Below are 26,527 nucleotides of genomic sequence, written 5' to 3'. Positions count from 1 at the left end.
ACGGGAGTCTTCATGGCTTCGCCTGGGCACTGCGCGCCTGGCGATCCAGCCATTCCTGCGCGGCCTGGAAGCGGGTGAGTCCCGGGATGGTTGCAGCAAGATTGATCGACCGCCATTTCGGATCAAAGCCTGCCGCCTGCAGACGGTCAATCCGCGAGAACAGGTAGTCGACGAGGCGCGCCACGCGTTGATAGCGATTCGAGCCTGGCCGCCAGTTAAACGCAACGAGCGCTGTCGGGACCGCGATGGTCGAGACCCGATCGCCCTGCTTGATCAGATTGGGATACTCGGTCGAGTCCAGGGTCGCGGGCAGATAATAGTCCTCGAATCTCCTGTCGTAGTGGACCGGCAAAAACTTGAATCCCGCCTCCCAACGACCGCGCACGAAGGCATCGACGGGCTTCGACGTGATGAACACGACCGCCGAGATCTCCCCCTTTCGCATCTGTTCCAGGGCAAGCTGGTGCGGAATGAACGTCTTGTCGACGTCGATGCCGAGGCGGCTGAAGATCATCGGTCCGGAATAGGCCGCTGCGGTGCCCTGGGTATTGAAGTTCACTTTCTTGCCGGCAAGGTCCTGCAGGCTCGTGATCTCCGGCCGTGCGAAGATGTGCAACTCGGACGGAAACAGATTGAGCAGGTAGGTGATGCGGCTTTGGATCTGCGGAACCTGAAGCTTGTACTCGTCGAGCGCGTCGGAATTGATGATCGCGGTATCCACACCGCGCAAATAAAGCAACGCATTCAGATTGTCGGTGGCGCCCCGGGTGACGATCGGCAGGAGATGCAGCTCCGCTCCGTCATCGACGACACGGGCCATTTCTGCCGCGAGGCGGATCGGCGCGCCCTCGAGCAGGCCGCCGGCGAGCCCGACGGTCCAGGCGTTCATCCGATCCTTTTCCCTCTCCTGTGGCAGCGGCCGTCGAACCATTTGTGCATCCGCCTTGGCGGATCTTGCGGTTTGTGCTTCCAGGCAAGCCGGTTGAATCAGCACGGCAATCGGCACCAGCGTGGCGAGCAGGAGCGAGGAGAGCGATCTTGTCACTTTGTTCATGTCCTTCCCTTCCGGACTACCCACTGCAACGACTCGTCCCAGCATCAGTGCAAGCCCACTCTCAGTGATCCAATGCATCCAGTCGTTCTCTAGCTGCGCGAATACCGCTCCTCTGCGCCTTCGCGTAGAGATCTCGCGCCTTGGCCGTCTCGCCGCGCGTTCCATAAGCACCCCACGCGGACAGAACCGCTGGATCGTATGTCTCCGCGAGCATGAAGGTTGCCTGCGCAATATTCTTCTCAGCAGCGAGCTCAAGTACGATCCGCGCTGCACCGATATTGCCCTGATCGAGCAACGCTCTGGCACGCGGGATCAATCGGGCCTCCACCTCGTCTTGAGCTGGACTCGTCGGCGGCTCCGCTGCGGTCACGTTCTTCGCCGTCGACAAGATCGGGCCGCCGTTTATTTGCGACGCCGGGGCGCCCTTGTCGGTGGGGAGGGATACCGAGGCGATGTCTCTCTCCCTGGCATCAGTCCTGCTCCGCTCCCGTTCCAGCGACTGCCGCAGTTCGTCAATCTCTCGGTTCGCTGCCTGTCTCTGCTGCGAGGCTGCATCGCTCGCCTCGCGCAAACGCCCGTTCAGGATTTCGATGTCCCCGCGCGCTTGCGCAAGTTTGCCTTCCAGCGCGGCAGCGTGAGCCTGGGCCTCTCCGAGAGCACGGCGTTGTTGCTCAGCATCCGTCGTTGCCGACCGCGCGGCGTCCTCCTGTTGCGCGAGGGCAGCGTTCCTTTCGCGCTCCTGCTGCAAGGACTGCCGCAATTCCGCGATCTCCCTGCCCGCCGCCTCGCTCTGCTCGGTCGCCGCACCGTCGGCCGTGGCCGATCCGTGAGTCATGCCGGCAAGCTCGCTCGCGAGTGCCGCGGCACGTGCCTGCGCCTCGTAGCGTTCTTGCTCAGCGCGTGCCGCTACCGTCTGCGCGGCGCTCGCTTGCTCCGCCAGGACGGCGCTCTTTTCCTGCTCCTGCTGCAGGGATCGCTGCAGCTCATTGATCTCTCGCGCCGCCGCATCTCTCTGCTGCGCGGCCACCTCGTCCGCATCGCGTGCCTGCGCGATACGGGCCTCGATTTCGCGGCGGGTTCCGGCAAGTTCGTCTGCGAGCGTCGCGCTGCGGGCTTGCTCATGTTGAAGAGACTGCTGCAGATCCTCCGTGGCACGTTCCGCTGCGTGCGTGCGCTGGTCCGCCTCTTCAAGCTCCCTGCGCGCACCGGCGAGGTCACCGGCGAGTCCGTCACTGCGCGGAGCGTCGGCCTCGAGCCGTGGTCGAGGTGCCGCCGTGCTTGCCGAGACTGCCTGCATCAGGGCCTCGGAGGTTTCGCTGTCAGGGAGTGCGAGCGATCCGGTCCCGATCTCAGGCTGCCGGTCGAGTCCGGCGGCGCTTCCGCCGTCGATGTGCATCGTGTCCAGGGCCGTTTGCGCCTTGAACGGGCCGAGCGCACCGAGCAGGGCTATCGCAATGAAGATGAGGGGGACCAGAACGACAGCCGCAAGGAGCGAACTACCCGACGTTACCCCCTCCAGATCGACATCCTCGGTCTCACCACAGCGTTCGGTCGGTGAACCGCAGATCGTCGAGTCATCCCTTGCGGCCCATCTGTCCGTCTCGGGCGACCCGTGGCCGAGCTCAGCGGCGCCCGCCGCATCTTCTATCCGGATGTTTTCTCGATCCCTGGGTGTAATATCGATTGATCGGCGCATGTATCACGCCTTTCTCAAGAGCAACTCCAATGGAGCAATCGCCCAGCCTGTTTGCATGGTTTCGGCACTCGATCAGAACACCCGCACATAATGATGTTGCGGCGCCGCGAGGCGCTCAAATTAAACATAATAATTAATTGAAATACATATAATTTTGACTGCATTTAAAGTCAAATTAAATATGCGCGTCTTATGCCGTACCACGCTGAAGCTCATACATCGCATGGAATATAGGGCTGCCGCCCCGAATACGCGTATCTGAGCATGTTCTCGTCGCGTCTCGGAATCGAGGAGTGACCATGCGCACGGCATTGCCGTATTTGGGAATCGGCATCTGCTTGTCTGTTGCCACGTGGCTGGTGCTGGGGCTTGTCCTCTAGAAGCGGTATTCCGGAGTTCGGGCAGTCGCTCGAAATCACCGGCCCGGCGGTTTGATCTTTCGTGTCCGAATGCGGTCGGACACCTGTCCTCCCGCGCCTGTCGACCAATTTCGCGCCTTGGGAATGAATCGTCGGTGCCGTGATCGGCGCCCCCCTCCCGCAAGCGGGAGAGGAAGCTCACTGACGATGCCGCAGCATCCTGGACACCATATGCGCTTATCGTGTCGGTTGCTCGCCGTCGCAGACCTCGCTTGCCTCAATAGCAAGGCGGATACGGATAATATCCGCAGGCCCTCCGGTAGCCATACGCGCCGTAAGCCCCGGCAGCACCGACCGCCGCTGCGCCGTAATACGCGCGACGGTGTACTCTGCGGTTCACGCCGGCGACGCTCATCGGAGTCAGCGGTCGCCCTACCCTCGCTTCAGCGCGGTCGATTGAGACTGATGGAAGTGTTGAGGACGAAGTGTGCAGCGACAATGGTGCGGCGGTCGACAGGGCCACCGCCACGACCAGCCCAAGACGCTTGACGTTGAAGATCATGTTGTTTCCTCCCATGCGAACGCTGGTCCGCCCAACGTGACGTGCCCCACGGCCCGACCTTTGATCAGGATCAACACCAGGCACAAATGTGAGACAGAGGTGCCGACGCGCCTCCGATAGCCCAGCGGCCCCTCTCCTAGGCGCGAACGAGCCCGTCGGTTGCCTCGCAAGGCGTCGCCTGGAAGCCGAGATCTACACGATCACAAAGTTCGATGCGTGCAATTGGCTGATCGCGGTATCGACGAAATCGATAGACCCCGCGTTAGGCGCACTGCCCAGGGCCAGCACGGTCCCGCCATGCCCATCACCTTTGAGCGCGTTCATGATATCGGCAACGGAGTGGTAATTGCCCACGCCGTTTGCAAGATCGACGACGCCGAGCACGTCATTTCCAAATCCGGAGATCGAATCGATCTGGGTGCTGGAGTTGATCGAGACGGTCAGACCCGTACTGTGATCAATGATGTCGACATGGGCCGGGCCATTGATGATCGCCTGGTTGCCGAACCCGACAAAGTTGAACTGATCTGATCCGCCATTGGCCGTCATGACGTCCTGGCCGATCTGGTTTGTCACATTTGCCGTGGAGCCGTTGAGCACCACGTGGTTGGCGACCCCGCCGAGGGCGATTGTATCGTGGCCCGCGCCGGCCACGACGTTATCCAATCCGTTGCCGGCTATGATCGTATTCGTTCCCGATCCAACGGTGATCTGGTTGACCATCCCGCCGAGATCCACGGTGTTGTTGCCATCGCCGAGCGTGACATTGTTGGCGCCACCTCCGCCCGAGACAACGTCATCGCCATTTCCCAGCACGACTTTGTTGCCAAAACCGGAGAGCGTCACCTGGTCGTTGCCGTTGCCGGCCGTCGTTGTGCTGGCGCCGTCACCCGGATGGACGATATCTTTGCCGTCGCCCAGCGTGATGATGTTTCCGTATCCACTCGCGTCAATGGTGTCGTTGCCATTGCCGAGCGCAATCATGGTCGCGCCGGTTGCCCCCTTCACGGCGACATTGCCGTCGCCGCCGGATACGCGGTTGTCGAAACCCTCGAGAAAGACGGTGCTGTCGCCACTTGGCACATCAACCGTGCCGTACAGGCCGGCGTAGATCGCGTCGTTGCCGCCATTGCCGTGGATGGTATTGAAGATGCCATAGGCGTGGATGATGTCGTTGCCCGTCGTGCCCTCAATGATCGCATAACCGGATGCCGGCCCGTTGATCATCGTGGGACCGGTCTGATGCGTATCCGTGACGGAGGTGTTGGCGTCGGTGACAGTCAAGCCAACGCTGCTTGTGTCGCTTAGTGTGAAATTGGTCGTTGCGCTGCCGTCGCCGTGCGGTGAGGATACGAAGGTGAGGCCGTGCAACTCGGCGGTCAGCTTGGCCGGGTCTGTCGCCGCCAACTCGTAGGTTCCGTTTCCAAGCGAGATCAACCCTATCCCGGAGAGGATGCCCGGCGCCCCGGCCAGCGTGATGATCAGGCCATCCGTCGCGGCTGCGTTTGGATCCGTGATCGCTACGGTCGCGAATGGATTGATCGCAGCTTCGTTGCTGGTCGTTTGTCCCGACACGGTTCCAACGATGGCCGGCAGAGCCGCGGCTGTCAGCAAAACGCCGCCGGCGCTGTCTTTCGTGATGCCGAAATGTGCCACCGACGTATCCGCCAACGTGAAGGTCTCGCTCGCCGTGCCGTTGCTGACCGTGAGTGTCGAACCGGATACAGTCGCCGTTGCACCGCTCGCATAGGACAGCCCGGCGAGGTCGATCTGGTCGCCGATCGCAAGGCCCTTGATCTCGCTTGCAAAGAACGATGGGCCCGAGACCAGCTTCTGCTCGATCTTGAGCGTGCCTTGGCCGGCAAAGGTGATCACATCGTCAGCGATCGCACCCGCCTTGAGATCAAGCATGCCGCCGGCGATCGTGGTCGCGCCGACCATGCCGCCCGCTTCGACGAGTTCTGTGGCGCCGTGATCAATCGTCGTAGCGTTGGCGGTGCCTTGAGCGAGCACGTCAAGCGTGCCGCCATTCAAAGTCGTAGAGGTGACGATGCCGCCGTCCGAGACGGAGATGCTGCCTGACTTGACGATTGTTCCGCTCGCCTCGCTGGCGTCGACCGCCGGTGCGTTGGGGTCGTTGGTTATGGGATCCGGTATCGATCCCGAAACGGTCATCACCCCGCCATCGATGATGGCGTTTTTGGCGATCCCCGCCCCGGTCAGGTGCAATTGGCCGCCGCTGTTGACGTCTGCCGAATCGAATTCACTTCTGATGACGGTGGCGTAATAGCCGCCGGGCGAATAATAGACCGTCTCTCCCGAAGCATTGATGACGCCGCCCGATTCGACGATGGTGTTGCTGGCAATGCCCCCGTTGGTGAGATTCTGGACGCCGCCGGCATTGACTGTGGTCAACAAGACGATGCCGGTATCGACATTTTGTTCGCCGCCATTGTTGACGATGGTGTGGTCGGCCCGTCCCGGTCCCGGCTCATCATGGACGTAAAGGCCGGCGACATGCTGAATGCCGCCCATGTTGATCGTGGTGTAGCTCGCGGTGGCGAGAAGCTCGACATCCTGTTCGCCGCCATTGATGACGGTATTGGTGGCGGAGCCTCCGTCGCCGAAATTACCGACGATTTGTTTGCCGCCCGCCAATATCGTCGTGTTCGCGGCTGTGCCGCCGAATACTTTGAACGTTAGGCCGTTCGATACGGTGAAGTCGCTTTCTGCATAGCCATACTCGATGATGAACGTCGCGCCGCTCTGGAAAGTCGTGTCGGATAATTTCGCGCCAGCTTCAAGCATGAGCGTTCCGCCTGCGGCGACAATGCCGCCATGGAGGGCACCTCCGTCCAAAACGTCCAGCGTGACGCCGTTTGCGACAACGAAACCGGTTTCGCTCGCGCCATCTCCGATCTCCAAGGCACTGCCGGCGTTGAAGACGGCGCCAGAAAAATTGGCCTGACCAAGCACGACAAGAATGCCATATTGATTGACTGTTATGTCAGTCGCCGTCGCGCCTGCGGACAGCTGCATCGTTCCGAAATTGATCGTCGTGCCGGTCGCCGTGCCGCCGGCCTCGACGTCCAGCTTGCCGAGGTTTTGGAGTATCGTTCCGGATACCAATGCTCCGTCCGACACCGTCAAGGTTCCACCCGAAACGGTGGTGCCGGTCGCTGTGCTGGCGTCGACGGCCGGCTGGCCGGGGACGTTGGCGAACGGATCCGGTATCGATCCCGAGACCGTCATGACGCCGCCATGAACGACCGCATTCACCGCCGTGCCGCCGCCCGTGACGTCGAATTCGCCCTGATAGTTGATGGTTGCAGCGGTCGCGACGCTTCGGATCACCGGCGGCGGATACACCGGCGCCGTTTCCACGGTTTCACCCGAAACCCTGAGAACCCCGCCGGAATTGACGATCGTTTCGCTCGCGCTGCCCCCATTCGTCACGTTCTGGGCGCCGCCGGAATTGACTGTTGTCGCCGATGCGATGCCGGTGTCGACGTCCTGCTCGCCACCATCGATGGCGGTGTGATCAGCTTTGCCGGGAGATGGTCCCTCATGGACATATTGGCCGGTAACGCGCTGGACGCCCTGGTAGATGATCGTATGGCTGGCGAGGCCGTTGAAGACGACGTCCTGCTCTCCGCCAAAGATGTTCGTGTTGGTTGCCGTACTCGTCGTGGAGGAGCCGCCGACTGTTTGCGAACCGCCAGTCAGGATCCACGTGCCGTCGACAGAAGCGCCGTAGCTGACATCCATCGTGTCGCCATCATGGAGCGTGACTCCACTGGCGGGAGGAATAACCGTCATATGAATGCTCCGCGTTTGGTTCCCGAGAAATCAAACCAGCAAAGCGAAAATCATTCGAAGGTTATTCAACCTGAGACTGCTGGAGTTGAGGATGACTGTCAAGCAAGCGTTGTCGTGCACCGAAGTTTTGAAGGGATGCTCGCGCGGTAGCAGCTTATGAAAATCATGACGCGCGTGTGCATGCGGGTTGGCGGGTCAAACCTTGCCTGTGTTCGGGGGTGGTTACGGCCGCCGCTGAAAAAACCCTTTTCGATCAAAGGGCGTCCTACTGTGCATGGGGTTGTTTTCGACACTTCGTTCAGACGCCAGAGGGAAAATGCGGTCAGAGAGCGGCGACTGACCTTCGCGCATACAATGCATGCAAGCCTATGTCTGTGGAAGCCGTCTCAAGCGTAGTACATGGCCTAGGATCATCGATGCCGGACACGCTGGAGCGAAGCGCAACGCAATGACCATGACGTTACCTGCCGCTGCGCGCGAGCTCGATCATCACAAAGCCGATGGCCTGCCCGCCGAGCAGCGCCGCTGGGCGATTGCCGCGATCTTCACGGCACTGGCTATGGCCTCGCTCGACACCGCGATCGCCAACATCGCGCTGCCCGCCATTGCCGCCGACCTGCATGTCAGCCCGGAGCAATCGGTCTGGGTCGTCAACGTCTACCAGATCGCGCTGGTGGCAACGCTGTTGCCGCTCGGGGCGCTCGGCGAGATCGTCGGGCACCAGCGCATCTATCTCGGCGGCCTCGTGCTGTTCACCATCGCCTCGCTGTTCTGCGCAGTGGCGTGGTCGCTGGATAGCCTGCTGGTCGCGCGCACCCTGCAGGGCTTGGGCGCCAGCGGTATCATGAGCGTCAACACCGCGCTGGTGCGCTTCGTCTATCCCGGACGGATGCAGGGCCGCGGCTTCGGCCACAACGCGCTGGTGGTCGCCACCGCCTTCACCTTCGGCCCGTCGATTGCTTCGGCCATCCTGGCGGTGGGCCCGTGGCCGTGGCTGTTCGCGGTCAACATCCCCTTCGGCCTCGTTGCCATCGGCATCGGCTTTGCGATGCTGCCGAAGACGCCGCGCGCCGATCACGGTTTTGATTTCCTCGGCGCGCTGCTCACGGCCGTCTGTCTCGGCCTGTTCATCACGGGCATCGGCAGTGCGGCGCATAATCTGTCGCCGGTCGTTGTGGCCGGCGAACTGGTCACGGCAGTCGCAGTCGGATTCATCCTGACGCGGCGTCACGCCGACCATCCGGCGCCCATGCTGCCGATTGACCTGTTCGGCCGGCCGATGTTCGCGCTGTCGGCGGCGACGGCGGTCTGCTCCTTCGCGGTGCAGGGCCTCGCCTTCGTCTCGCTGCCGTTCTATTTCGAGGATGTGCTCGGGCGGTCGCAGGTCGAGACCGGCTTCTTCATGACGCCGTGGCCCCTGGTAGTCGGCATCATGGCGCCGATTGCGGGCCGCCTCTCCGATCGCCATCCGGTCGGCCTGCTCGGCGGCGTCGGGCTCATCCTGCTCGGCTTCGGCATGGCGCTGCTCGCGCTGCTTCCGGCGAACCCGGGCATCCCCGATATCGTCTGGCGGATCATGATATGCGGCGTGGGATTCGGCTTCTTCCAGGCGCCGAACATGAAGGCGATCATGTCAAGCGCGCCGCCGCACCGCGGCGGCAGTGCCTCGGGTATCGTCGCCACCGCGCGCCTGACCGGGCAGACCACCGGGGCGGCGCTCGCCGCGGCCTGCTTTGCGCTCGCCGGCCACAACGGCGCCACCGTGGCGCTGGCGTTAGGTGCAGGCTTTGCCGCCCTCGGCAGCGTGATGAGCTTCTTGCGGCTGGCGGTGAAGTAAATCGGCATTCACGGTGCCTTCTGCACCATCGGCCGGCTTACGACCTCCGCTGCATCGAGCGGCTCGCATGTGATCGTCCGTCTCAGTTTTGGCGGACCGTTCCACCCCGCGGTGTCTCTCACGGGCGTGAACGTATCCCCCTTGGGTGCGAGAATGATCGGCTCCGACTTCAGACAGGCATCGGGAAACGCGATGGCATGGCCGGCGCTTTTCGAGAAATGCCCAACCAGCATCTGCGAGGCATGCATCCGCGCGGCCGGCGAGGCCCGCATCGAACGATCGGGGTCGAACGCGCGATAGCATGGCCAGTCGGTGTGGCGGGCTGCGAATTCATAGGTGATGCTGCAAGCCGCGCCAGCCGATCTGACGAATGGCGCATCCGCAGGCGCAACTGCGTCGCGTTCGAATACGAGGGTCTGCAATGTCAGCGCTTCCGTCGTGGCGTCGGGGGCGATGGCCTTGCCCGGGTCAATCGCGATCTCGCCACGCGAGAACACTAGCTTGGTCTTGGGTTGAGCATCCCTGGTCTCCAGCACCATCACGGGCCTTGCGGCCCAGGATCGGTCCAACTCCACGTCGGCACCTCCCAATATCAACCGGACATTGCCCATGGCGGGGTTGTCCCTGGCGAAGTCGATCTGCCGAAGGCGCACGGTTTCTTTCGATGCTTCCAGGCTCAGGAAGCGCAAATCATCGACTTTGCGCGTGATCGGCATCATCGGATCGAAGCGATCATCGATGTTGAACCGGACGATCTTCTTCAGCCTGGCCGAAGCGGGTCCTTTGGGCGTGGTCGGCGGCGCGACGTCGATCACGAGCAGGGCGCCTCCCGGTGAATAGGTGTCGCCGAAGGCACGCTGCAAGATCGCCGCCAGCGGCGAAGTCGTCCGCTGGTCGACGTCCCGCGCGAAGACGATCTGCTGTCCGGAACGAATGATGGGAAAGTCCTGAAATGCGCCGAGGGCAGCGCCCTTGCTGACGTCGTCTCCGGAGAAGTTGATGCACGCGGACCGGTCGTCGTTCCCGGATCGATCGACCGGCCGCGATGCCGAGCGCGAGCAGAAACTGAGACCGTTGTCGGCCGTCCTCTGCGGGCTGATCGCTGTCGCGTAGATCGGGTCCGGCGCGCCTGGAATTTCCATCGGCAGCGGCGACGTCGCGAACATGTCGACCTCCACCATGGTCAGCGACGAGCCGGAATCGATCGAGCACAGGTCCCGCCGCGGCAACGTGTTGGTCAGAAGTCGCGCGGCATCGGAACCAACGACGCAGGACATGGTGTCCTGCGGATTGTTCCGGCTCATCCAGATCAGATGATCCTTGCCCGCAGCATCCACCAGCAAATGCGGAGCCGCATGATGGCGGCGTGGCGGCAGCCAGATCGGAACGGTTTCCGACAACATCGGCTCACGCTTGAGCAACGCCTCCGGCAGTTTCGTCACGCCGACCGAGCGCAGCTCGGCGTCGACCTGGTTCGGATCCTGCGTGTATTCAAACACCGGCAGTTGCCCGCAGGTCATGCAGGTGACGGCAATATCGGATCGGACGTTCTCGAACGACAGAATGACTTGATCTGGATCGTCGCGATATTTGACGGGATCGACGGCCTTGAACGGATGATCCACCACCCGGCTGGCCTGGAAGCCGTCCGAGCGGAAAGGATCGGATTCGAATTCGAAATAGGTTGATCGATCCCAGCCACGAAAGGCGTTGTATCCGCCCATGCTGACACCTGCCAGGACCATCTTCGAGTCGGTCTGGCACCGCGTTGCGCTGCCGGTGCCACTGCCGTTGCGGATGTAGGTGCAGAGCCGGAACGCCGCGTTCTGCAGGATGCGATCGCAATCATTCTGGTTATAGCCATAGGTGGCAAGGCCATGGCGGTAGCAGAGGTCGTGGAAGACGCAGGCCTGCCGGAACCGCTGCAGCACGAGATGGCGTCTGCCCCGAGAATCAATGCTTCCGTCGAAAAAGAGGTTGGTTGGTGCGGGAAGGCTGCAATTCAACCCCTCTCCGCTGCCGCCGATCGTGCTGACGACATCGGGCCCCGATTCAAACGAGGTGACGGTGGCGGGCATCTCCCCGTCGGTGATGTCGTCGACGTTTTTGTAGAGAGAGTCGGCGACGAACGAAGGCAAATAATTGAAGATCAGAAAGATTGCGACGATCGCCGCAATCGACCAGCCGATCACCTTTCTGGACATGACGCACTCCGCTGCCACTGCAACTGGCGTTATCCAGAGAACGATCGCCCTGAGGTTGTCAGGCTGTCAAGCGGCGGGCTCACAAGTGCGTTTGAGAATTTCGACTTCTGTCTCCGGTATCAGGCCAGATTTCCCGCTGCGGTTGCGCCATCGGCAAGGACCGGAACCGGCAGTTGCTCGTCGAGCGCGGCGAGGCGCGCGTCGATGGTGTCGATGACCTTGCGCGAGAACGGGCCGAGATGCGCATAGGCCGCGATCATCTGCACCGCGATCCGCGCCGACGAGGTGTCCCGCTTGGCGCAGTTCATGAAGGTCTGCCACAGCGGCCCCCGTGCTTCGGGAAGGGCCGTGACCACCCGGTGCACCGTCTCCATCGCCCCTAGCCTGGCGCGGATATCTCCTTCGGCGAGTTCGGGGCGCTGCCTGGATCGGTCGAGCAGGGTCATCAAACGGTCAATGCGTCCTGCATAGGCAGCCGGACTATAGATGTGCTCCAGCACCCGCTTGTAGTCCATCAGGATGTCGCGCAACGGGCGGATAGGATCGAAGTTGATGCCGGCCGTGCACTGATCGGCGCCGATCGTCGGCGCCAGATCGTGGCCCGGATGCAGCCGGCCTTCGCGCTCAAGCCGCCGCGTGAGCTGCGTGTTCGGCAAGGCGTAGAGCAAGCCGACCATGGCGACGGGAATCGCGGCCTCCTCGATGAAATCGACCATGGCATCTGCCATCGAAACCTTCTCATTGTCGAAGCCGACGATGAATCCGGCGGTGACGAGCATGCCGGCGGCATAGATCTTGTGGATGCTCTCGGCGATATTGCGTCGCGTATTCTGCTTCTTTCGCATCGCGACCAGCGTCGCGGGATCCGGACTTTCGATGCCGACGAAGATGCCGAAGAAATTCGCCGCGCCCATCAGCTCGAGCAATTCAGGGTCGTCGGCGAGATTGACGGAGGCCTCGGTGGACAGCTCGAAGGGATAGCCGTGTGCGCGTTGCCATTCGGCGAGTTGGGGCAGGAACTGGCGCAGCGACTTCTTGTTGCCGATGAAGTTGTCGTCGACGAAGTCGAGATGGCCGCGATAACCCATCTGGTAGAGCCGCTCGAGTTCGACGAACATCTGCTCGGTCGTCTTGGTGCGCGGCACACGGCCATAGAGCTCGATGATGTCGCAGAACTCGCAGGTGAACGGACAACCGCGCGAATACTGCACACCGAGATAGAGGTAGTCCTCGAACCTCAGCAGGTCGAAGCGCGGCACCGGCGTCTTGGTGACATCGGCCTGGAATTTCGGCGCCGTGAAGACGCCGGAACGTTTCCCGCTGTCCCAGGCGGCGATGAACTCGTCGATGACGCCCTCGGCTTCGCCGAGAACTCGGAAGTCCGCCTTCTCGTAGATGTGAGGGCTTGACGTCGCATCGGGTCCGCCGACCACCACCGGCTTGCTCGCCGCGCGGCACTTGTCGATCAGCCGCAACGTATCGGCCTGCTGCGGCAGCATGCCGCCGGTGAAGACCACGTCGGCCCAGGCGAGATCCTCATCGGCGAAAGGCTGCGTGTTGCAGTCGATGAGCTTGACCGTCCAGCTCTCCGGCAACATCGCCGCAACCGTGATCAGCCCCAGCGGCGCGGCAGGGCGCCGCACCCCCATCAGCTTGCAGGACTCGCCAAAACTCCAGAAGGACTCCGCGGTGAACAGCGGATAGAGCATAAGCACGTTGCAGGGCACGTTCACGGAACTCCCAGGGAACTTTTGAATGCGTTGCCGTCAGTGTAGCAAAGCAGCGCGGCCTTGCACCCCGGCAAAAGGGACAAGCTGTCGCACGTCGCTCGCCGGGACGTCGCCCCAGACCATCCCGTCGGCGTTCAGGGAGATGGCGCGACCCAGGCCCCTCGCGAGGCCTTCCCAAAGCGCGCGTAACACCGTCCTCTCCATAATCTTCCCGCAGCGGCGAGAATCTTCGATAGCCGCCCTCAGACTCTTGATTTGAACAGTCCCAGTTGGCCGGACACATTGCCGCTGAGTCCATCGGTGGATGGGCCAATCAGGGGACTTGCGATGGCAAACCTAACAATCAACGGAAAAACCTTCACGCTCGATGTCGAGCCAGATACTCCGCTCCTTTGGGCAATCCGCGAAAATGCCGGCCTGACCGGCACCAAATACGGCTGCGGCATTGCACAATGCGGTGCCTGCACCGTGCACGTTGACGGAGTCGCCACCCGCTCCTGCGGCATTTCGGTGGCCGAGGCCGAGGGCAAGAAGATCACCACGATCGAAGGACTCGCCTCCGGCGCTACGCTGCACAAGGTACAACAGGCCTGGATCGCCAAGGATGTCCCGCAATGCGGCTATTGCCAGAGCGGCATGATCATGGCCGTGGCGGCCCTGCTGAATGAGAAACAGAAGCCGACCGACGCCGACATCGACGAGGCCATCACCAATATCTGCCGCTGCGGCACCTTCCAGCAGGTGCGCGAGGCGATCCACACGATCGCAAGCGCGTAAAGGAGCCGGCACATGAACAAGCACGTTTCCCCAAGGATGAACCGCCGCGCTTTCGTGATCGGCACCGCTGCAGTCGGCGCCGGCCTTGCCATCGGCCTCGATATCCCGTTCGGCGGCCCAGCCGTGGTGCGTGCGGCCGACGGCTCGCCTGAAGTCAATGCCTGGGTGGTGGTCAGGCCCGACGACACCGTGGTGATCCGCATTGCCCGTTCCGAAATGGGCCAGGGCTCGCTCACCGGCCTCGCCCAGCTCGTCGCCGAGGAACTGGAATGCGACTGGTCGAAGGTCACGACCGAATATCCGACCCCCGGCCAGAGCGTCGCTCGCAGGCGCGTCTGGGGCGATTTCTCGACCGGCGGCAGCCGTGGTATCCGCAGCTCGCAGGACTATGTCCGCAAGGGCGGCGCCACCGCGCGCATGATGCTGATCCAGGCCGCCGCCGACGAGTGGAAGGTGCCGGCCTCTGAATGCACGGTCGACAAGGGTGTCATCACCCACAAGGCTTCGGGCAAGACGACGACTTACGGCAAGGTCGCGGAAGCCGCGGCGAAGCTGACGCCGCCAGCCGACGTCAAGCTGAAGGATCCGAAGGATTGGACCATCGCCGGCAAGGGCCTGCTGCGGCTCGATACCACCGACAAGACCACTGGCGCGATGGTCTACGGGATCGACTTCAAGCTGCCCGGCATGCTGAACGCCGCGATCAAGGATTGCCCGGTATTCGGCGGCAAGGTGAAGAGCTTCGACGACAGCAAGGTCGCCAGCATGAAAGGCGTCAAGAAGGTCGTCAAGATCGGCGATTCCGCGGTCGCAGTCGTCGCCGACACCTGGTGGCACGCCAAGACCGCCCTGGAAGCCCTGCCGATCGTCTGGGACGAAGGTGATAACGCCAAGGTCTCGAGCGAGACGATTGCGAAATGGCTGGCCGAGGGCCTTGACGATGCTCAACCGGCCTATGTCGGCAACAAGAACGGTGATGCCAAAGCGGCGATTGCCGGCGCGGCAAAGAAGATCGAGGCCGTCTACAATTATCCTTACCAGAACCATGCCACCATGGAGCCGATGAACGCCACCGCGCTCTACACGGCAGACAAATGTGAAGTCTGGTGCGGCACCCAGAATGGCGAGGCGGCCTTCGCGGCGGTGCTGGAGGCCTCGGGCTTGCCGGCGGAGAAGTGCGACGTGCACAAGCTGATGCTCGGCGGCGGCTTCGGCCGGCGGGGCATGACGGACTATGTCCGCCAGGCCGTCGCGATCGCCAAGCAGATCCCGGGCACGCCGATCAAGCTGTTGTGGTCACGCGAAGAGGACATGACGCACGGAAAGTATCACCCGGTCACCCAGTGCAAGATGACGGGCGCGTTCGATGCCAACAACAATCTGATCGCGCTGCACTACCGACTATCCGGGCAGTCCATCCTGTTCTCGGTGCGCCCCGAAGCGCTGCAGAACGGCATGGACCCGGCGGCCTTCCAGGGCGTGGCACAATCCGGCGAAGCGGCCTTCGGCTACTCGGTGCCGAACCTGCTGATTGAGCATTCGATGCGTAACCCGCACGTGCCACCCGGCTTCTGGCGCGGCGTGAACGTCAATCACAACGCGATCTACATGGAATGCTTCATGGACGAGCTCGCCCATGAAGCGGGCCAGGATCCGCTCGAGTTCCGCCGCAAGCTGATGGGCAATCACCCCAAGCATCTGGCGGTTCTCAATGCCGTGGCCGAGAAAATCGGCTGGGATAAGCCGGCCCCGCAAGGCGTCTATCGCGGCATTGCGCAGGTGATGGGCTATGCCAGCTATGTCGCCGGCGCTGCCGAAATCTCGGTGACCGACGGCAACAAGATCAAGGTGCATCGCATCGTCGCCTCCACCGATCCCGGTTACGTCGTCAATCCGGCACAGGTGGAGCGGCAGATCGCGGGCTCTTTCGTCTTTGGTCTCTCGGCGCTGTTCTATGGCGGCTGCACTGTCAAAGATGGTCGCATCGAGCAGACCAACTTCGACAGCTACAACTCGATGCGGATCAGCGAGATGCCGAAGGTCGAGGCGGTGATGGTGCCAAGCGGCGGATTCTGGGGCGGCGTCGGCGAACCGACCATCGGCGTTGCCGCACCGGCGGTGCTGAACGCCTATTTCGCGGCGACCGGCAAGCGTATCCGATCGGTGCCGCTGCGCGACCAGAACATCACCTTTGCCTGAGAAACGCCGCGGCGGCCATCATGGCCGCCGCGGTCTTTTGCCTGGATGATCCTGATGACTACGCGACCGGTGACGCGGCGAAGTGCCGTGCTCGGTATTACCGCCGCAGCCGCAGCATTGGCGTGGCCGCGGCTCTCGCGCGCGCAATCAACGGCCCGTGTCGTCGTGGTGGGTGGCGGGTTTGGCGGAGCAGCCTGTGCCCGTGCTCTCAAGCGCGCACAAGCTGACCTGCAGGTCATCCTGATCGAGCCCAATGCCGTCTTCACCTCCTGCCCCTTCAGCAACGAGGTGATTGCCGGCCTGCGTGACATCGAAGCGCAACAGTTTAGCCATGACAAGCTCGCGGCCAACGGCGTCACCATGATCGACCAAGCGGTGACCACCATTGAGCCGCGGCTGCGCAGCGTCATGACCGCCGACGGCGTCGTGATGCCCTATGATCGGCTCGTGCTCTCGCCCGGCATCGACTTCCGCTTCGAGGCGTTACCCGGCTATGACGACGCCGCATCGGAAAAGATGCCGCACGCCTGGAAGGCGGGAGCGCAGACGCTGCTGCTGCGCAGGCAGTTGGAGGCGATGGACGATGGCGGCACGGTCGCCATCGCGATCCCCGCCAATCCCTCGCGCTGTCCGCCCGCGCCCTACGAGCGCGCCAGCCTGATCGCGCATTATTTGAAGACCAGGAAGCCGCGCTCCAAGGTCCTGCTCCTCGATGCCAAGGACAATTTCCCGCAGCAGCGCCTGTTCGAGAAGGCGTGGAAAGAGCTCTACGGCGACATGATCGAGCGCGTCGGCCTGTCACAAGGTGGCCGCGCGACATCCGTGGATCCCTCGACCAAGACCATTATCACCGAGTTCGGCAATTACACCCCTGACGTCGCCAACGTCATCCCGCCCCAGCGTGCCGGTCGCATTGCGGAAGCCGCCGGCGCGACTGATGCCACCGGCTGGTGTCCGATCGATCCTGTGACCTTCGAGTCAAAGCTCGTCAAGAACGTCCATGTCATCGGCGACGCCTGCCTCGGCGGCGGCATTCCAAAGTCGGCATCGGCGGCGAGCGCGCAGGGCAAGGCTTGCGCCGCCGCGATCGTCGCTCTGCTCGGCAGCCGGGCGCCGGAAACACCGCGGCTCACCGGCATCTGCTACAACACCGTGGCGCCCGGCTACGGCTTCTCGCTCGCTGGCAACTACCAACCCCGGGGAAACATCTTCGCGGAAGTCGAAGGCGGCGCGACGAGCCCGGTCGATGCGCCGCGCGAGCTTCGCGCCCGCGAGGCAACTGAAGCCGAGCGCTGGTTTGAAACGATCACGGCGGACACCTTTGGCTAGATCTGACAATTACATCGCTGTGCTGCTGGTCGGTCTCGCGTTCATCTCCGATGCGCACGCGGAAGGACTCGTGCCTTTCAAAATCACCGGCGACGGCATTGCGGAATCGCTCACGGGCGAGCCCGGCGACGCCGCGCGTGGACGCGCGCTGGTGCTGACACGCACCACGACCTGCATCCTCTGCCATTCCGGACCCTTCCCGGAAACGCGGTTCCAGGGCGACCTCGCGCCTGATCTCGCCGGCGCCGGGAACCGCTGGACCGTGAGCCAGTTGCGACTTCGGCTGGTTGACGCCGCGCGGTTCAACCCGCAGACCATCATGCCATCTTATTATCGAGACGATGGGCTTGTGCGGGTTGGACGCAATTTCGCCGGCAAGCCGATATTGTCGGCAGCGGAGATCGAGGACATCGTGGCCTTTCTCGCAACGCTCCGGGACTAGGACTGCTCATGCCGACGACCCGACGACAATTCCTGAGCCTGGCGGGCGGCGTCACCGTCATTCCGATCGTGACGCTTCGGCCGGTCGCAGCAACGCCGGCGATGCTCAACAGCGCGATCCGCAACGTCGTCGGCGAAGCGCCCATTCGCACAGGCAAGGTCAAGCTCGACATTCCGCCACTGGTCGAGAACGGCAACACGGTGCCGATGACGGTGAGCGTCGCAAGCCCCATGACGGCGACCGAGTACGTCAAGAGCATCCACGTCTTCAACGAGAAGAACCCGCAGCCGAACATCGGTAATTTCTATTTCACTGCCGCCTCCGGCCGCGCCCAGGTCTCGACCCGGATCCGGCTCGCCGACACCCAGAGAGTGGTCGCGATTGCGCGCCTCGCCGACGATACATTTTGGCAGGTTGCCGTCGACGTCGTCGTCACGCTGGCCGCCTGTACCGAGGAGATGAACTGATGGCTGCGCTCATCAATGTTCCGGCAAAAGCCAAGCGGGGCGACGTCATCGAGATCCGCACGCTGACCTCGCACATCATGGAAACCGGTTTCCGGCACACCATGGACGGCGCGCTGGTACCGCGTGACATCATCACGAGCTTCACGTGCCGCTTCAACGGCACCGAGATCTTTCGCGCCGATCTGTTTCCGGCCATCGCGGCCAATCCTTACTTGTCGTTCTTTACGGTCGCCAAGGAGAGCGGCAAGTTCGAGTTCGAATGGATCGGCGACAACGGCTATTCGTCCACAGCATCGGCATCGATCGCGGTCGAATGATTTCTTGGCGCGCCATAGCTGTGGCGACACTTCTTGCCACAACCCCTGCCCTGCTCGCAGGAGAAATCCCGCTCGATGCGCGTCGCTCCGGCTATTCCTTCATGGGCCCTGACACCCGCGCCATGCAGGATGACGACACGTCCAACCCGGGCATGCTGTTCGTGCTCGACGGCGAAGCACTATGGATGAAGAAGGAAGGCAGCGGGGACAAGGCCTGCGCGGACTGCCACGGCGACGCCAAGAGCAGCATGAAAGGTGTCGCTGCGCGTTACCCCGCCTTCGACAAGGCACTGAGGCGCCCCGTCACGCTCGACCAGCGCATCAATCTCTGTCGCGCCAATCATCAGGACGCCCCGCCGCTGCCCTTTGAGAGCCACGATATCCTCGCGCTGTCCGCATTCGTCGCCCACCAGTCCCGCGGCGCCGCGATTACGGCAGGGGACGACCCGCAGCTGAAGCCTTTTGTCGAACAGGGCCGCCATCTTTTCATGCAGCGCGAAGGTCAGCTCAACCTTGCCTGCACCAATTGCCACGACGACAACTTTGACAAGCGCCTCGCGGGCTCGCCGATCACGCAAGGACAACCGACCGGCTATCCGCTCTACCGGCTGGAATGGCAGACGCTGGGATCGCTGGAGCGGCGCTTGCGAAGCTGCATGACCGGTGTTCGCGCCCAAGCCTATGACTATGGGGCACCCGAACTGGTTGCGCTCGAGCTCTATCTGATGTCGCGGGCCCACGGAATGCCGATGGAAACGCCTGCGGTGCGACCGTAACGCCCAAATTAGGACTAGGCAGACGCGGAACGGTCGCTAGTATCCCCCCAAAATGAGTCACAGGGAGGGACTGACGTGGCTGACCATAAAATCTCGCGCCGCACGCTTTTGACGGGCACTGCCGCGGCTGGCGCGCTCAGCTTGACGGGATTGCCGGCACGCGCCGAGGTGAACTGGAAGAAGTATGCCGGGACCAAGCTGGAGGTGATCCTCGCCAAGGGACCGCGCGGCGACAATCTGCAAAAGTACGTCAAGGAATTCACCGAGCTCACCGGCATCCAGGTCGAATCCGAGCAGATTCCCGAGCAGCAGCAGCGGCAGAAATGCGTGATCGAGCTGACCTCGGGACGGCCGAGCTTCGACGTCGTCCATCTCAGCTATCACGTGCAGAAGCGGCAATTCGAGAAGGCCGGCTGGCTCGCCGACATGACGCCCTTCATGAAGGATCCGACGCTGACCGCGCCCGATCTCGTCGAGAGCGATTTCTCGGCCGCCGGCTTGCAATACTGCAAGAACGACAAGGGCCAGATGCTGTCCCTGCCGTGGTCGGTCGATTATTTCATCCTCTACTACAACAAGGAGCTGTTCCAGAAGAAGGGTGTCGCGGTGCCCAAGACGCTGGACGAGATGGTTGCAGCCGCCGAGAAGCTCACTGATGCCAAGGACGGCACCTATGGCTTCGTCGGGCGAGGCCTGCGCAACGCCAACATGACGTTGTGGACCAACTTCTTCCTCGATTATGGTGGCGAATTCCTCGACGCCAAGGGCAACATCCTGACCGACGGTCCGGAGGCCGTCGCTGCGACCAAGCTCTACCAAACTCTGCTGACGAAGATGGCTCCGCCCGGCGTCGCCGGCTTCAACTGGATGGAGTCCATGGCCTCCTTCACGCAAGGCAAATCGGCGATGTGGATCGACGGTGTTGGCTGGGCGCCGCCGCTGGAGGATCCGGCCGCCTCGCGCGTTGTCGGCAAGGTCGGCTACACCGTCGTCCCGGCCGGTCCGAAGGGGCAATACTCGGCCACCTACGGCGACGGGCTCGGCATTGCCGCCGCGAGCAAGAACAAGGAGGCGGCCTATCTGCTCTGTCAGTGGGCAGTCTCGAAGGCGCAAGGCGCGCGGCTGTTACAAGCCGGCGGCGGCGTGCCGTTCCGCAACTCGATCCTGAATGATGCCGAGGTCCAGAAGGGCGTGAAGATGCCCAAGGAGTGGCTGCAATCGGTGATCGATTCCGCCAAGATCAGCAAGCTCGGCCTGCCGGTGATCATTCCGGTCGCCGAATTCCGCGATCTCGTCGGCGCCGCTGTCACCGCGACCCTGGCTGGCTCCGATCCCGCGGCAGAGCTGAAGAAGGCTCACGACCAGTTCCGGCCGATCCTGGAGCGTAGCGAAAAGGCGTGAGTGCGTTGACACAATCGACTCCGGCCGCGGCACAGTCCGATGCCGCGCCGGAGAAGGAGCTGCGGCCGCCGTCCTATTGGCCGTTCGTGGTGCCGGCGCTGATCGTCGTGCTCGCGATCATCATCTTCCCGTGGGTCTTCACCATCTGGATGAGCCTGAACGAGTGGAAGGTCGGCTCGCCGACCACGTTCGTCGGATTCTCCAACTATTTGCGCCTGACTGGCGATCCCCGCTTCATCGAGGCAGTCGGACACACGCTGGTCTACACCGTGCTGTCCGTGGTGCTGCCGCTGGTGTTTGGCACATTCGCGGCCGTGGTATTTCACCAGAAATTCGCCGGTCGCGGTTTTCTGCGCGGAATCTTCATCATGCCGATGATGGCTACCCCCGTCGCAATCGCGCTCGTCTGGACCATGATGTTCCACCCGCAGCTTGGCGTGCTGAACTATTTGCTGTCGCTGGTCGGAATCCCAGCTCAGCTCTGGGTGTTTCATCCGGCCACCGTGATCCCCTCGCTGGTGCTGGTCGAGACGTGGCAATGGACCCCGCTGGTGATGCTGATCGTGCTCGGCGGCCTGGCTGCGATTCCGACCGAGCCCTATGAAAGCGCGCAGATCGATGGCGCTAATTTGTGGCAGGTGTTCCGCTTCATCACCCTACCGCTGATCATGCCATTCCTGTTCATCGCCGGCATGATCCGCATGATCGACGCCGTGAAGAGCTTTGACGTCATCTTCGCGATCACGCAGGGCGGACCTGGATCAGCGTCGGAGACCATTAACCTCTACCTCTACAGCGTCGCGTTCGTTTATTACGACCTCGGCTACGGCTCGGCGATCGCGGTCGTATTTTTCCTTCTGATTGTGCTACTTGCGGCGGTGATGCTCTACGCACGCCAGCGCATGCTGTGGACCGAAATCGCGAGCGACGCATGACGCCACGTCAAATCATCGGCAAGATCGGCCTGTGGTTCGCGGTGCTCGTCATCGTGTCGCCGGCCATCCTGTTCTTCCTCTGGATGCTGTCGTTGTCTCTCAAATTCGAGGTCGACAACGCCGCATACCCGCCGGTCTTCATTCCCGAACATTTTGCCTGGAAGAACTATGCCGACGTGCTCGCCTCCAACCGCTTCGTAACCTATTTCTTCAACAGCCTGATCGTCACCGGCGGCGCGACTGCGCTTGCGCTGATGGTTGGCGTTCCCGCCGGCTACGGCATCGCACGCATGGCCGCGCACAAATCCGCGATCGTGATCCTGATCGCTCGCATTACGCCCGGCCTGTCCTATCTGATCCCGCTGTTCCTGCTGTTCCAGTGGCTCGGCCTGCTCGGCACGCTGGTGCCGCAGATCATCATCCATCTCGTGGTGACGGTGCCGATCGTGATCTGGATCATGATCGGCTATTTCGAGACGACACCGATGGAGCTGGAGGAAGCCGCCCTCATCGACGGTGCGGGCCGCTGGCAGGTGTTCAGGCACGTCGCGCTGCCAATCGCCAAGCCTGGCATCGCAGTCGCCTTCATTCTTGCAGTGATCTTTTCCTGGAACAACTTTGTGTTTGGTATCGTACTGGCGGGACGCGAGACCCGCACCCTGCCCGTCGCCGTCTACAATATGATCTCGTTCGACCAGCTCAGCTGGGGCCCTCTGGCCGCGGCCGCACTGATCGTCACGCTCCCGGTGCTGCTGCTGACGGTGTTCGCGCAGCGGCAGATCGTGGCGGGGCTCACGGCAGGGGCCGTCAAGGGCGGGTAGTCACGCTGCAAATGAAATGGCCGGGCCACACAATGCCGCCCGGCCATTTGCTGATATTGGCCTACTCCGCCGGCGCGGCGTGCATCTCCGGATGCGCGGCGTAGTGCTCGGTGGCGCCGAGCTTGCTCGCCGCGAACAGGCCGGCGGCCATCACGGCATAGGCGAACGCCACGGCCGGCGTCACACCAAAACCACCGCCGATGCCGACGGCTTCACCATGCATGAAGCCGAAATAGGTCAGCACGGCACCGACCAGTGCGAAGACCGAGGCTTTCTCGAAGTCGCGCTCGATGATGAAGACACCGATCGCACCCAGGATGAGGCCGCCGAGGATGGAGCCGCCGCCCATCACTTCGAGGCCGTGATAGAACACGCCCTGCTGCGGCAGCGCGGCGATCGCAGCAGCCTTGACGGCGTCGGCCTTGTCGGCGGCGAGGCCGCCGACGCTGGTCGCGGCCATCATGGTCGAGCCGAGCATGGTGTCGATCTGGAGCTTGGCCCAGGCGGCGAGATGCGGCGTCAGCGCCAGCACGATTGCGGGGGCGTGCTTGACCGGCGTGGTCTGGAACGCCTGCGCGCCGATCAGCATGCCGATGTAGAGCAGGATCGGCGAGATCGCGACCACGGGCACGAGCGCCAGCAGCACCGAGATGATGCCGAACCAGGCCAGCACCACCACCATGATGCCTGTCGCGGCCGAATAGCCGATGCGTCCTCCCATCGCCTTCCAGCCGGGATGGCCGATATAGACGGCGTTGATAAAGGGATTGCCCATCAGGCAGCCGATCAGGCTGACGATGCCGTCGGCGGTGAGCACGCGCGTGGTCGGATATTCGTCGCCGGCCGCCTCCGCGCTCTCGACATTGTCCATGGCCTCGACGAGATCATAGATACCGAACGGAATGGCGGTCACCAGGATGATGCCCAGGAATTCGAAGCCCGAGAAGACGTAACCCACGGCGGGAAGCGGCACTGAGAAGCCGAAATTGGCGAAGGCTGCGCCGACACCCGCGACGCTCAACCCGCCGAGACCAAGCCCGAACAGGTTTGAGCCCCAGGCGATGACCATGCCCACTGCGATGGCAACGAGACCTGCGGGAATGCCGCGCCAATATTTCACGCCGCCGAACCAGCTCACCAGGATGATGGCGAAGCAGACCAGACCGATCTGCGGCGTCATGTACATCTCAAGCGCCGGCCGCATCGAGATGAAGGTGACCGAGACGCCGGCAAGCGTGCCGAGCAGCGCCGCGCGCGGCGTGATCTTGCGAATGAACGGCGCGATGAAGCCGCCGATCATCAGAATGAAGCTCTGGAAGAAGACCCAGACGAGGCCGGCCGACCAGCCTTTCAGGGGATCGCCGGTCTTGATCGTGATCGGCAGCATGATCACGAAGGTGACGATGAACATGTGCGGCACGCTGACGCCTGACGGCAGCGCGCAGACATCGTTGCGGCCGGTCTTCTGCGCGAGGCGATAGGCGAGGAAGGCATAGTAAAAGGTCGAGAGGCACATCATCAGCCCGAGTGCGGGCAGGATGCGGCCGAACACGAGACTGTCAGGCATCTTCAAGACGAAGCGCAAGAGACCCGTGAGCACCAGCATGTTGACGAGGATGTTGGTGCCGAAGCCGAAAAACGCGTTCCAATCGCCCGATGTCCATAGCGCCGGCTTGAACCCGGATTTGTTCATCTCAGATTTGCCGGCCGTCCCCGTCAATGTGCTCATGATAATACCCCTATGTGGTCGAAGTCTTCATCGCCTCCAGAACTGCGGCTGAGTCCGCGACCCAGCCGAAGATGCCGCCCTGGGCCTTGATCATTTTCAGGCCCATCTCGTGAAACTCGGGGAAATAGGATGCGCAGCCGTCGGAGAGGACGATGCAGCGATAGCCGCGATCATTGGCCTCGCGCACGGTGGTGTTCACGCACACTTCGGTGGTGACGCCGCACACCAGCAGATTTTCGATGCCGTGATTCTCGAGCACATCCGAGAGCTCGGTGGCGTAGAACGCGCCCTTGCCGGGCTTGTCGATCACGACCTCGTTGTCGAGCGGATAGAGTTCGGGGATGATGTCGTGGCCGGCTTCGCCGCGGATGAGAATGCGCCCCATCGGGCCGGGATCGCCGATGCGCAACGACGGCGCGCCGCGCTCGACTTTTGCAGGCGGCGCATCGGAAAGATCAGGAAGATGCCCCTCGCGCGTGTGGACGACAAGCATGCCGGCGTCGCGCACCGCCTTCAGCATCGCGGCGATCGGCTTCACCGCGCGCGCAAGCTGGCTGACGTCATTGCCGAGCGTCTCGCCGAAGCCGCCGGGTTCCATGAAGTCGCGCTGCATATCGATGACGAGAAGCGCGGTGGCGACCCAGTCGAGCTTGATCGGCTCGGGCTCGGCATTGATGACGCCCAGTGTCGGCTTAGCTGAGTTCAACATCACGCCCCTCGCGAGAACTCTCTTGGCCAGGAGTTCTGCAAGCGCCGTGCCATTGTGTACAACTACGGTTGGAAGCGCAGCGTTGAGAAATTAACTGCACTATCAAAACGTTACTGAAAGGGAGCGCGTCTGCTTATTCGCTGTGCGACCGCTTTGCGACGTGCATTTGCTTAAGCGATGAGCGGCCTCTGTCGTCATTCCGGGGCGACGCGAAGCGTCGAGCCCGGAATCCATCGGCGACGATATCCGCGGCGAAATGGATTCTCAGATGCGCAATTGCGCATCGTAGTTCGCGCTGCGCGCCCCGGAATGAGGAGGATAGTGCTATCGGGCCGCCCCATACAGCCGCCGATGCTCCTCTTCATACGATGCATAGGAATCCTTCAGCGTCGCCATGTTGAGCAACATCGTTGCCACCATCGCGCCCGCCTTGTCGAACACGCGCGTCTTGACCCAGGCGCTCTCGGTCCGGCGACTGCCGGACAGCGCAACCACCTCGCGCTCGGCCTCGTACTCCTCGTCAACGAAGAGCGGTCCCCTCACCAGCCTGATCTCCTGGTCGGCGAACAGGCCGACCGCCGGCCCCTTCGCGGGCAGTGGATCATCCTTGGAGCGGTACTGGAACAGCACGCTCAACATCTCCATCGGGATGATGGCTCTGCCCCACGGATTGTCTGCGTCAGAATAATAGGGCGAGTTCTCGGTGATGACGGCGAGCTTCTGCCGCAGCGAGAATGGATAGAGGTCACCCATGTTCTGGTCGAACGCCATCCGCACTGTCTGCCGCTTGCTGGTGTGAGCCACCTGCACGTCACGCAGGATCACGGGATCGGCAAGCGGCTTGAGCTCGGAGAGGCGCGTCTCCAGTGCTGTGGCAGCGCCGGAATCGCCGACCGAGGCCGTGCCGCGGAGCACCTCGGTGCCGTCGCGTTTCACCATCTGGATCTGGGACTGGCGCGCTCCGGGCAACGGTTTTGACAGCATCGCCTGCACATCCTCGCCCTCATAGCAGACACTGCGATAATGCGCGGAGAGACAGCCGCTCTCGAACCACGCATGTCCCCACAGACGCGCGCCGAGCGGGGCGAACTGGCTGAAATGCGTTGGTCCCTCGATGGTACCGCCCTTGAAGCCGAGCTTCTGCGCGGTGGTATCGTCGTGGATCGAGGCGTGCGCGTCGTAGGTCTGGGCTTGCAGCATCTGCCGCGGCCGGCGCCACGGTCCGATCAGAGCGCCCCCAGTCTCGGTGATCTCAGTATCGAACGCGATTGCAGTCTTCCACAGGCAGCCATGACTAGCAGGCCCGCCACGGATGCGGCCAGCGATATTGACTTCGGGGCTCCATGCTTTTGACTGCCAACATC

General features: G+C 62.6%; 20 protein-coding genes. 11 read left to right on the top strand and 9 right to left on the bottom strand.

The features are described from left to right. Window positions 1-10 precede the first annotated feature (10 nt). The 4 genes from BM374_RS20705 to BM374_RS20690 all read right to left on the bottom strand — a co-directional run bounded on the left by BM374_RS20705 (window position 11) and on the right by BM374_RS20690 (window position 7,490). Window positions 11-1,054 carry a TAXI family TRAP transporter solute-binding subunit gene (locus tag BM374_RS20705; RefSeq protein ID WP_092295662.1) on the bottom strand — a complete coding sequence of 348 codons (1,044 nt, stop codon included), beginning with the start codon at window positions 1,052-1,054 and terminating at the stop codon, window positions 11-13. A 61-nt stretch (window positions 1,055-1,115) separates the two neighbouring features. Beyond that, window positions 1,116-2,750 (bottom strand): coiled-coil domain-containing protein, encoded by a 1,635-nt coding sequence (locus tag BM374_RS20700; RefSeq protein WP_092295659.1) that lies wholly within the window; start codon window positions 2,748-2,750, stop codon window positions 1,116-1,118. A gap of 636 nt (window positions 2,751-3,386) precedes the next feature. After that, window positions 3,387-3,671: a hypothetical protein gene (locus BM374_RS20695; RefSeq protein WP_092296918.1), complete on the bottom strand. Its 285-nt coding sequence runs from the start codon at window positions 3,669-3,671 to the stop codon at window positions 3,387-3,389. 192 nt (window positions 3,672-3,863) lie between these two features. Then, on the bottom strand, window positions 3,864-7,490 hold the full coding sequence (locus tag BM374_RS20690; RefSeq protein ID WP_092295656.1) for an AIDA repeat-containing protein: 3,627 nt from the start codon (window positions 7,488-7,490) through the stop codon (window positions 3,864-3,866). A 448-nt stretch (window positions 7,491-7,938) separates the two neighbouring features. Between BM374_RS20690 and BM374_RS20685 the strand changes: the two genes are divergently transcribed. Beyond that, window positions 7,939-9,327 (top strand): MFS transporter, encoded by a 1,389-nt coding sequence (locus BM374_RS20685; protein WP_092295653.1) that lies wholly within the window; start codon window positions 7,939-7,941, stop codon window positions 9,325-9,327. An 8-nt stretch (window positions 9,328-9,335) separates the two neighbouring features. Here the strand turns inward: BM374_RS20685 and BM374_RS20680 are convergent, their stop codons facing one another. Both BM374_RS20680 and BM374_RS20675 read right to left on the bottom strand, forming a co-directional pair. Then, window positions 9,336-11,531 (bottom strand): hypothetical protein, encoded by a 2,196-nt coding sequence (locus BM374_RS20680; RefSeq protein ID WP_092295651.1) that lies wholly within the window; start codon window positions 11,529-11,531, stop codon window positions 9,336-9,338. Between the two features lie 119 nt (window positions 11,532-11,650). Next, window positions 11,651-13,240, bottom strand: a complete 1,590-nt coding sequence (locus tag BM374_RS20675) for a B12-binding domain-containing radical SAM protein (protein ID WP_092295649.1) — start codon at window positions 13,238-13,240, stop codon at window positions 11,651-11,653. Window positions 13,241-13,588: 348 nt separating this feature from the next. Here BM374_RS20675 and BM374_RS20670 point away from each other — a divergent pair, with 348 nt between their 5' ends. The 10 genes from BM374_RS20670 (at window position 13,589) to BM374_RS20625 (ending at window position 22,725) form a co-directional block, all read left to right on the top strand. Beyond that, on the top strand, window positions 13,589-14,038 hold the full coding sequence (locus BM374_RS20670) for a (2Fe-2S)-binding protein (RefSeq protein WP_177248430.1): 450 nt from the start codon (window positions 13,589-13,591) through the stop codon (window positions 14,036-14,038). Between the two features lie 12 nt (window positions 14,039-14,050). Next, window positions 14,051-16,237, top strand: a complete 2,187-nt coding sequence (locus tag BM374_RS20665; RefSeq protein WP_092295643.1) for a xanthine dehydrogenase family protein molybdopterin-binding subunit — start codon at window positions 14,051-14,053, stop codon at window positions 16,235-16,237. Between the two features lie 45 nt (window positions 16,238-16,282). Further along, window positions 16,283-17,566 carry an NAD(P)/FAD-dependent oxidoreductase gene (locus BM374_RS20660; protein ID WP_177248429.1) on the top strand — a complete coding sequence of 428 codons (1,284 nt, stop codon included), beginning with the start codon at window positions 16,283-16,285 and terminating at the stop codon, window positions 17,564-17,566. 25 nt (window positions 17,567-17,591) lie between these two features. Then, window positions 17,592-18,008, top strand: a complete 417-nt coding sequence (soxX, locus tag BM374_RS20655; RefSeq protein WP_502689454.1) for a sulfur oxidation c-type cytochrome SoxX — start codon at window positions 17,592-17,594, stop codon at window positions 18,006-18,008. 8 nt (window positions 18,009-18,016) lie between these two features. After that, complete coding sequence (locus tag BM374_RS20650) at window positions 18,017-18,475, top strand: SoxY-related AACIE arm protein (RefSeq protein WP_092295637.1); 459 nt, start codon at window positions 18,017-18,019, stop codon at window positions 18,473-18,475. Further along, a complete protein-coding gene (gene soxZ, locus BM374_RS20645; protein WP_092295634.1) occupies window positions 18,475-18,792 on the top strand; it encodes a thiosulfate oxidation carrier complex protein SoxZ in 318 nt (105 codons plus the stop codon). The genes BM374_RS20650 and soxZ overlap by 1 nt, the downstream gene beginning before the upstream one ends. Next, window positions 18,789-19,568: a sulfur oxidation c-type cytochrome SoxA gene (soxA, locus tag BM374_RS20640; RefSeq protein WP_177248428.1), complete on the top strand. Its 780-nt coding sequence runs from the start codon at window positions 18,789-18,791 to the stop codon at window positions 19,566-19,568. The genes soxZ and soxA overlap by 4 nt, the downstream gene beginning before the upstream one ends. A 75-nt stretch (window positions 19,569-19,643) precedes the next feature. After that, window positions 19,644-20,969: an ABC transporter substrate-binding protein gene (locus BM374_RS20635; protein WP_092295628.1), complete on the top strand. Its 1,326-nt coding sequence runs from the start codon at window positions 19,644-19,646 to the stop codon at window positions 20,967-20,969. Continuing rightward, complete coding sequence (locus BM374_RS20630) at window positions 20,966-21,904, top strand: carbohydrate ABC transporter permease (RefSeq protein ID WP_092295625.1); 939 nt, start codon at window positions 20,966-20,968, stop codon at window positions 21,902-21,904. The genes BM374_RS20635 and BM374_RS20630 overlap by 4 nt, the downstream gene beginning before the upstream one ends. After that, on the top strand, window positions 21,901-22,725 hold the full coding sequence (locus tag BM374_RS20625; RefSeq protein ID WP_177248427.1) for a carbohydrate ABC transporter permease: 825 nt from the start codon (window positions 21,901-21,903) through the stop codon (window positions 22,723-22,725). The genes BM374_RS20630 and BM374_RS20625 overlap by 4 nt, the downstream gene beginning before the upstream one ends. 61 nt (window positions 22,726-22,786) lie before the next feature. Here the strand turns inward: BM374_RS20625 and BM374_RS20620 are convergent, their stop codons facing one another. The 3 genes from BM374_RS20620 to BM374_RS20610 all read right to left on the bottom strand — a co-directional run bounded on the left by BM374_RS20620 (window position 22,787) and on the right by BM374_RS20610 (window position 26,363). Further along, on the bottom strand, window positions 22,787-24,454 hold the full coding sequence (locus BM374_RS20620) for a regulator (RefSeq protein ID WP_092295619.1): 1,668 nt from the start codon (window positions 24,452-24,454) through the stop codon (window positions 22,787-22,789). Between the two features lie 10 nt (window positions 24,455-24,464). Further along, on the bottom strand, window positions 24,465-25,163 hold the full coding sequence (locus tag BM374_RS20615; RefSeq protein WP_092295616.1) for a cysteine hydrolase family protein: 699 nt from the start codon (window positions 25,161-25,163) through the stop codon (window positions 24,465-24,467). Between the two features lie 324 nt (window positions 25,164-25,487). Beyond that, on the bottom strand, window positions 25,488-26,363 hold the full coding sequence (locus BM374_RS20610) for a hypothetical protein (RefSeq protein ID WP_244552652.1): 876 nt from the start codon (window positions 26,361-26,363) through the stop codon (window positions 25,488-25,490). Window positions 26,364-26,527: the final 164 nt, after the last annotated feature.

The sequence above is a fragment of the Bradyrhizobium sp. Ghvi genome (genome assembly GCF_900115265.1).
Taxonomy (GTDB): domain Bacteria; phylum Pseudomonadota; class Alphaproteobacteria; order Rhizobiales; family Xanthobacteraceae; genus Bradyrhizobium.
This window is presented reverse-complemented; position numbering and strand designations above follow the sequence as displayed.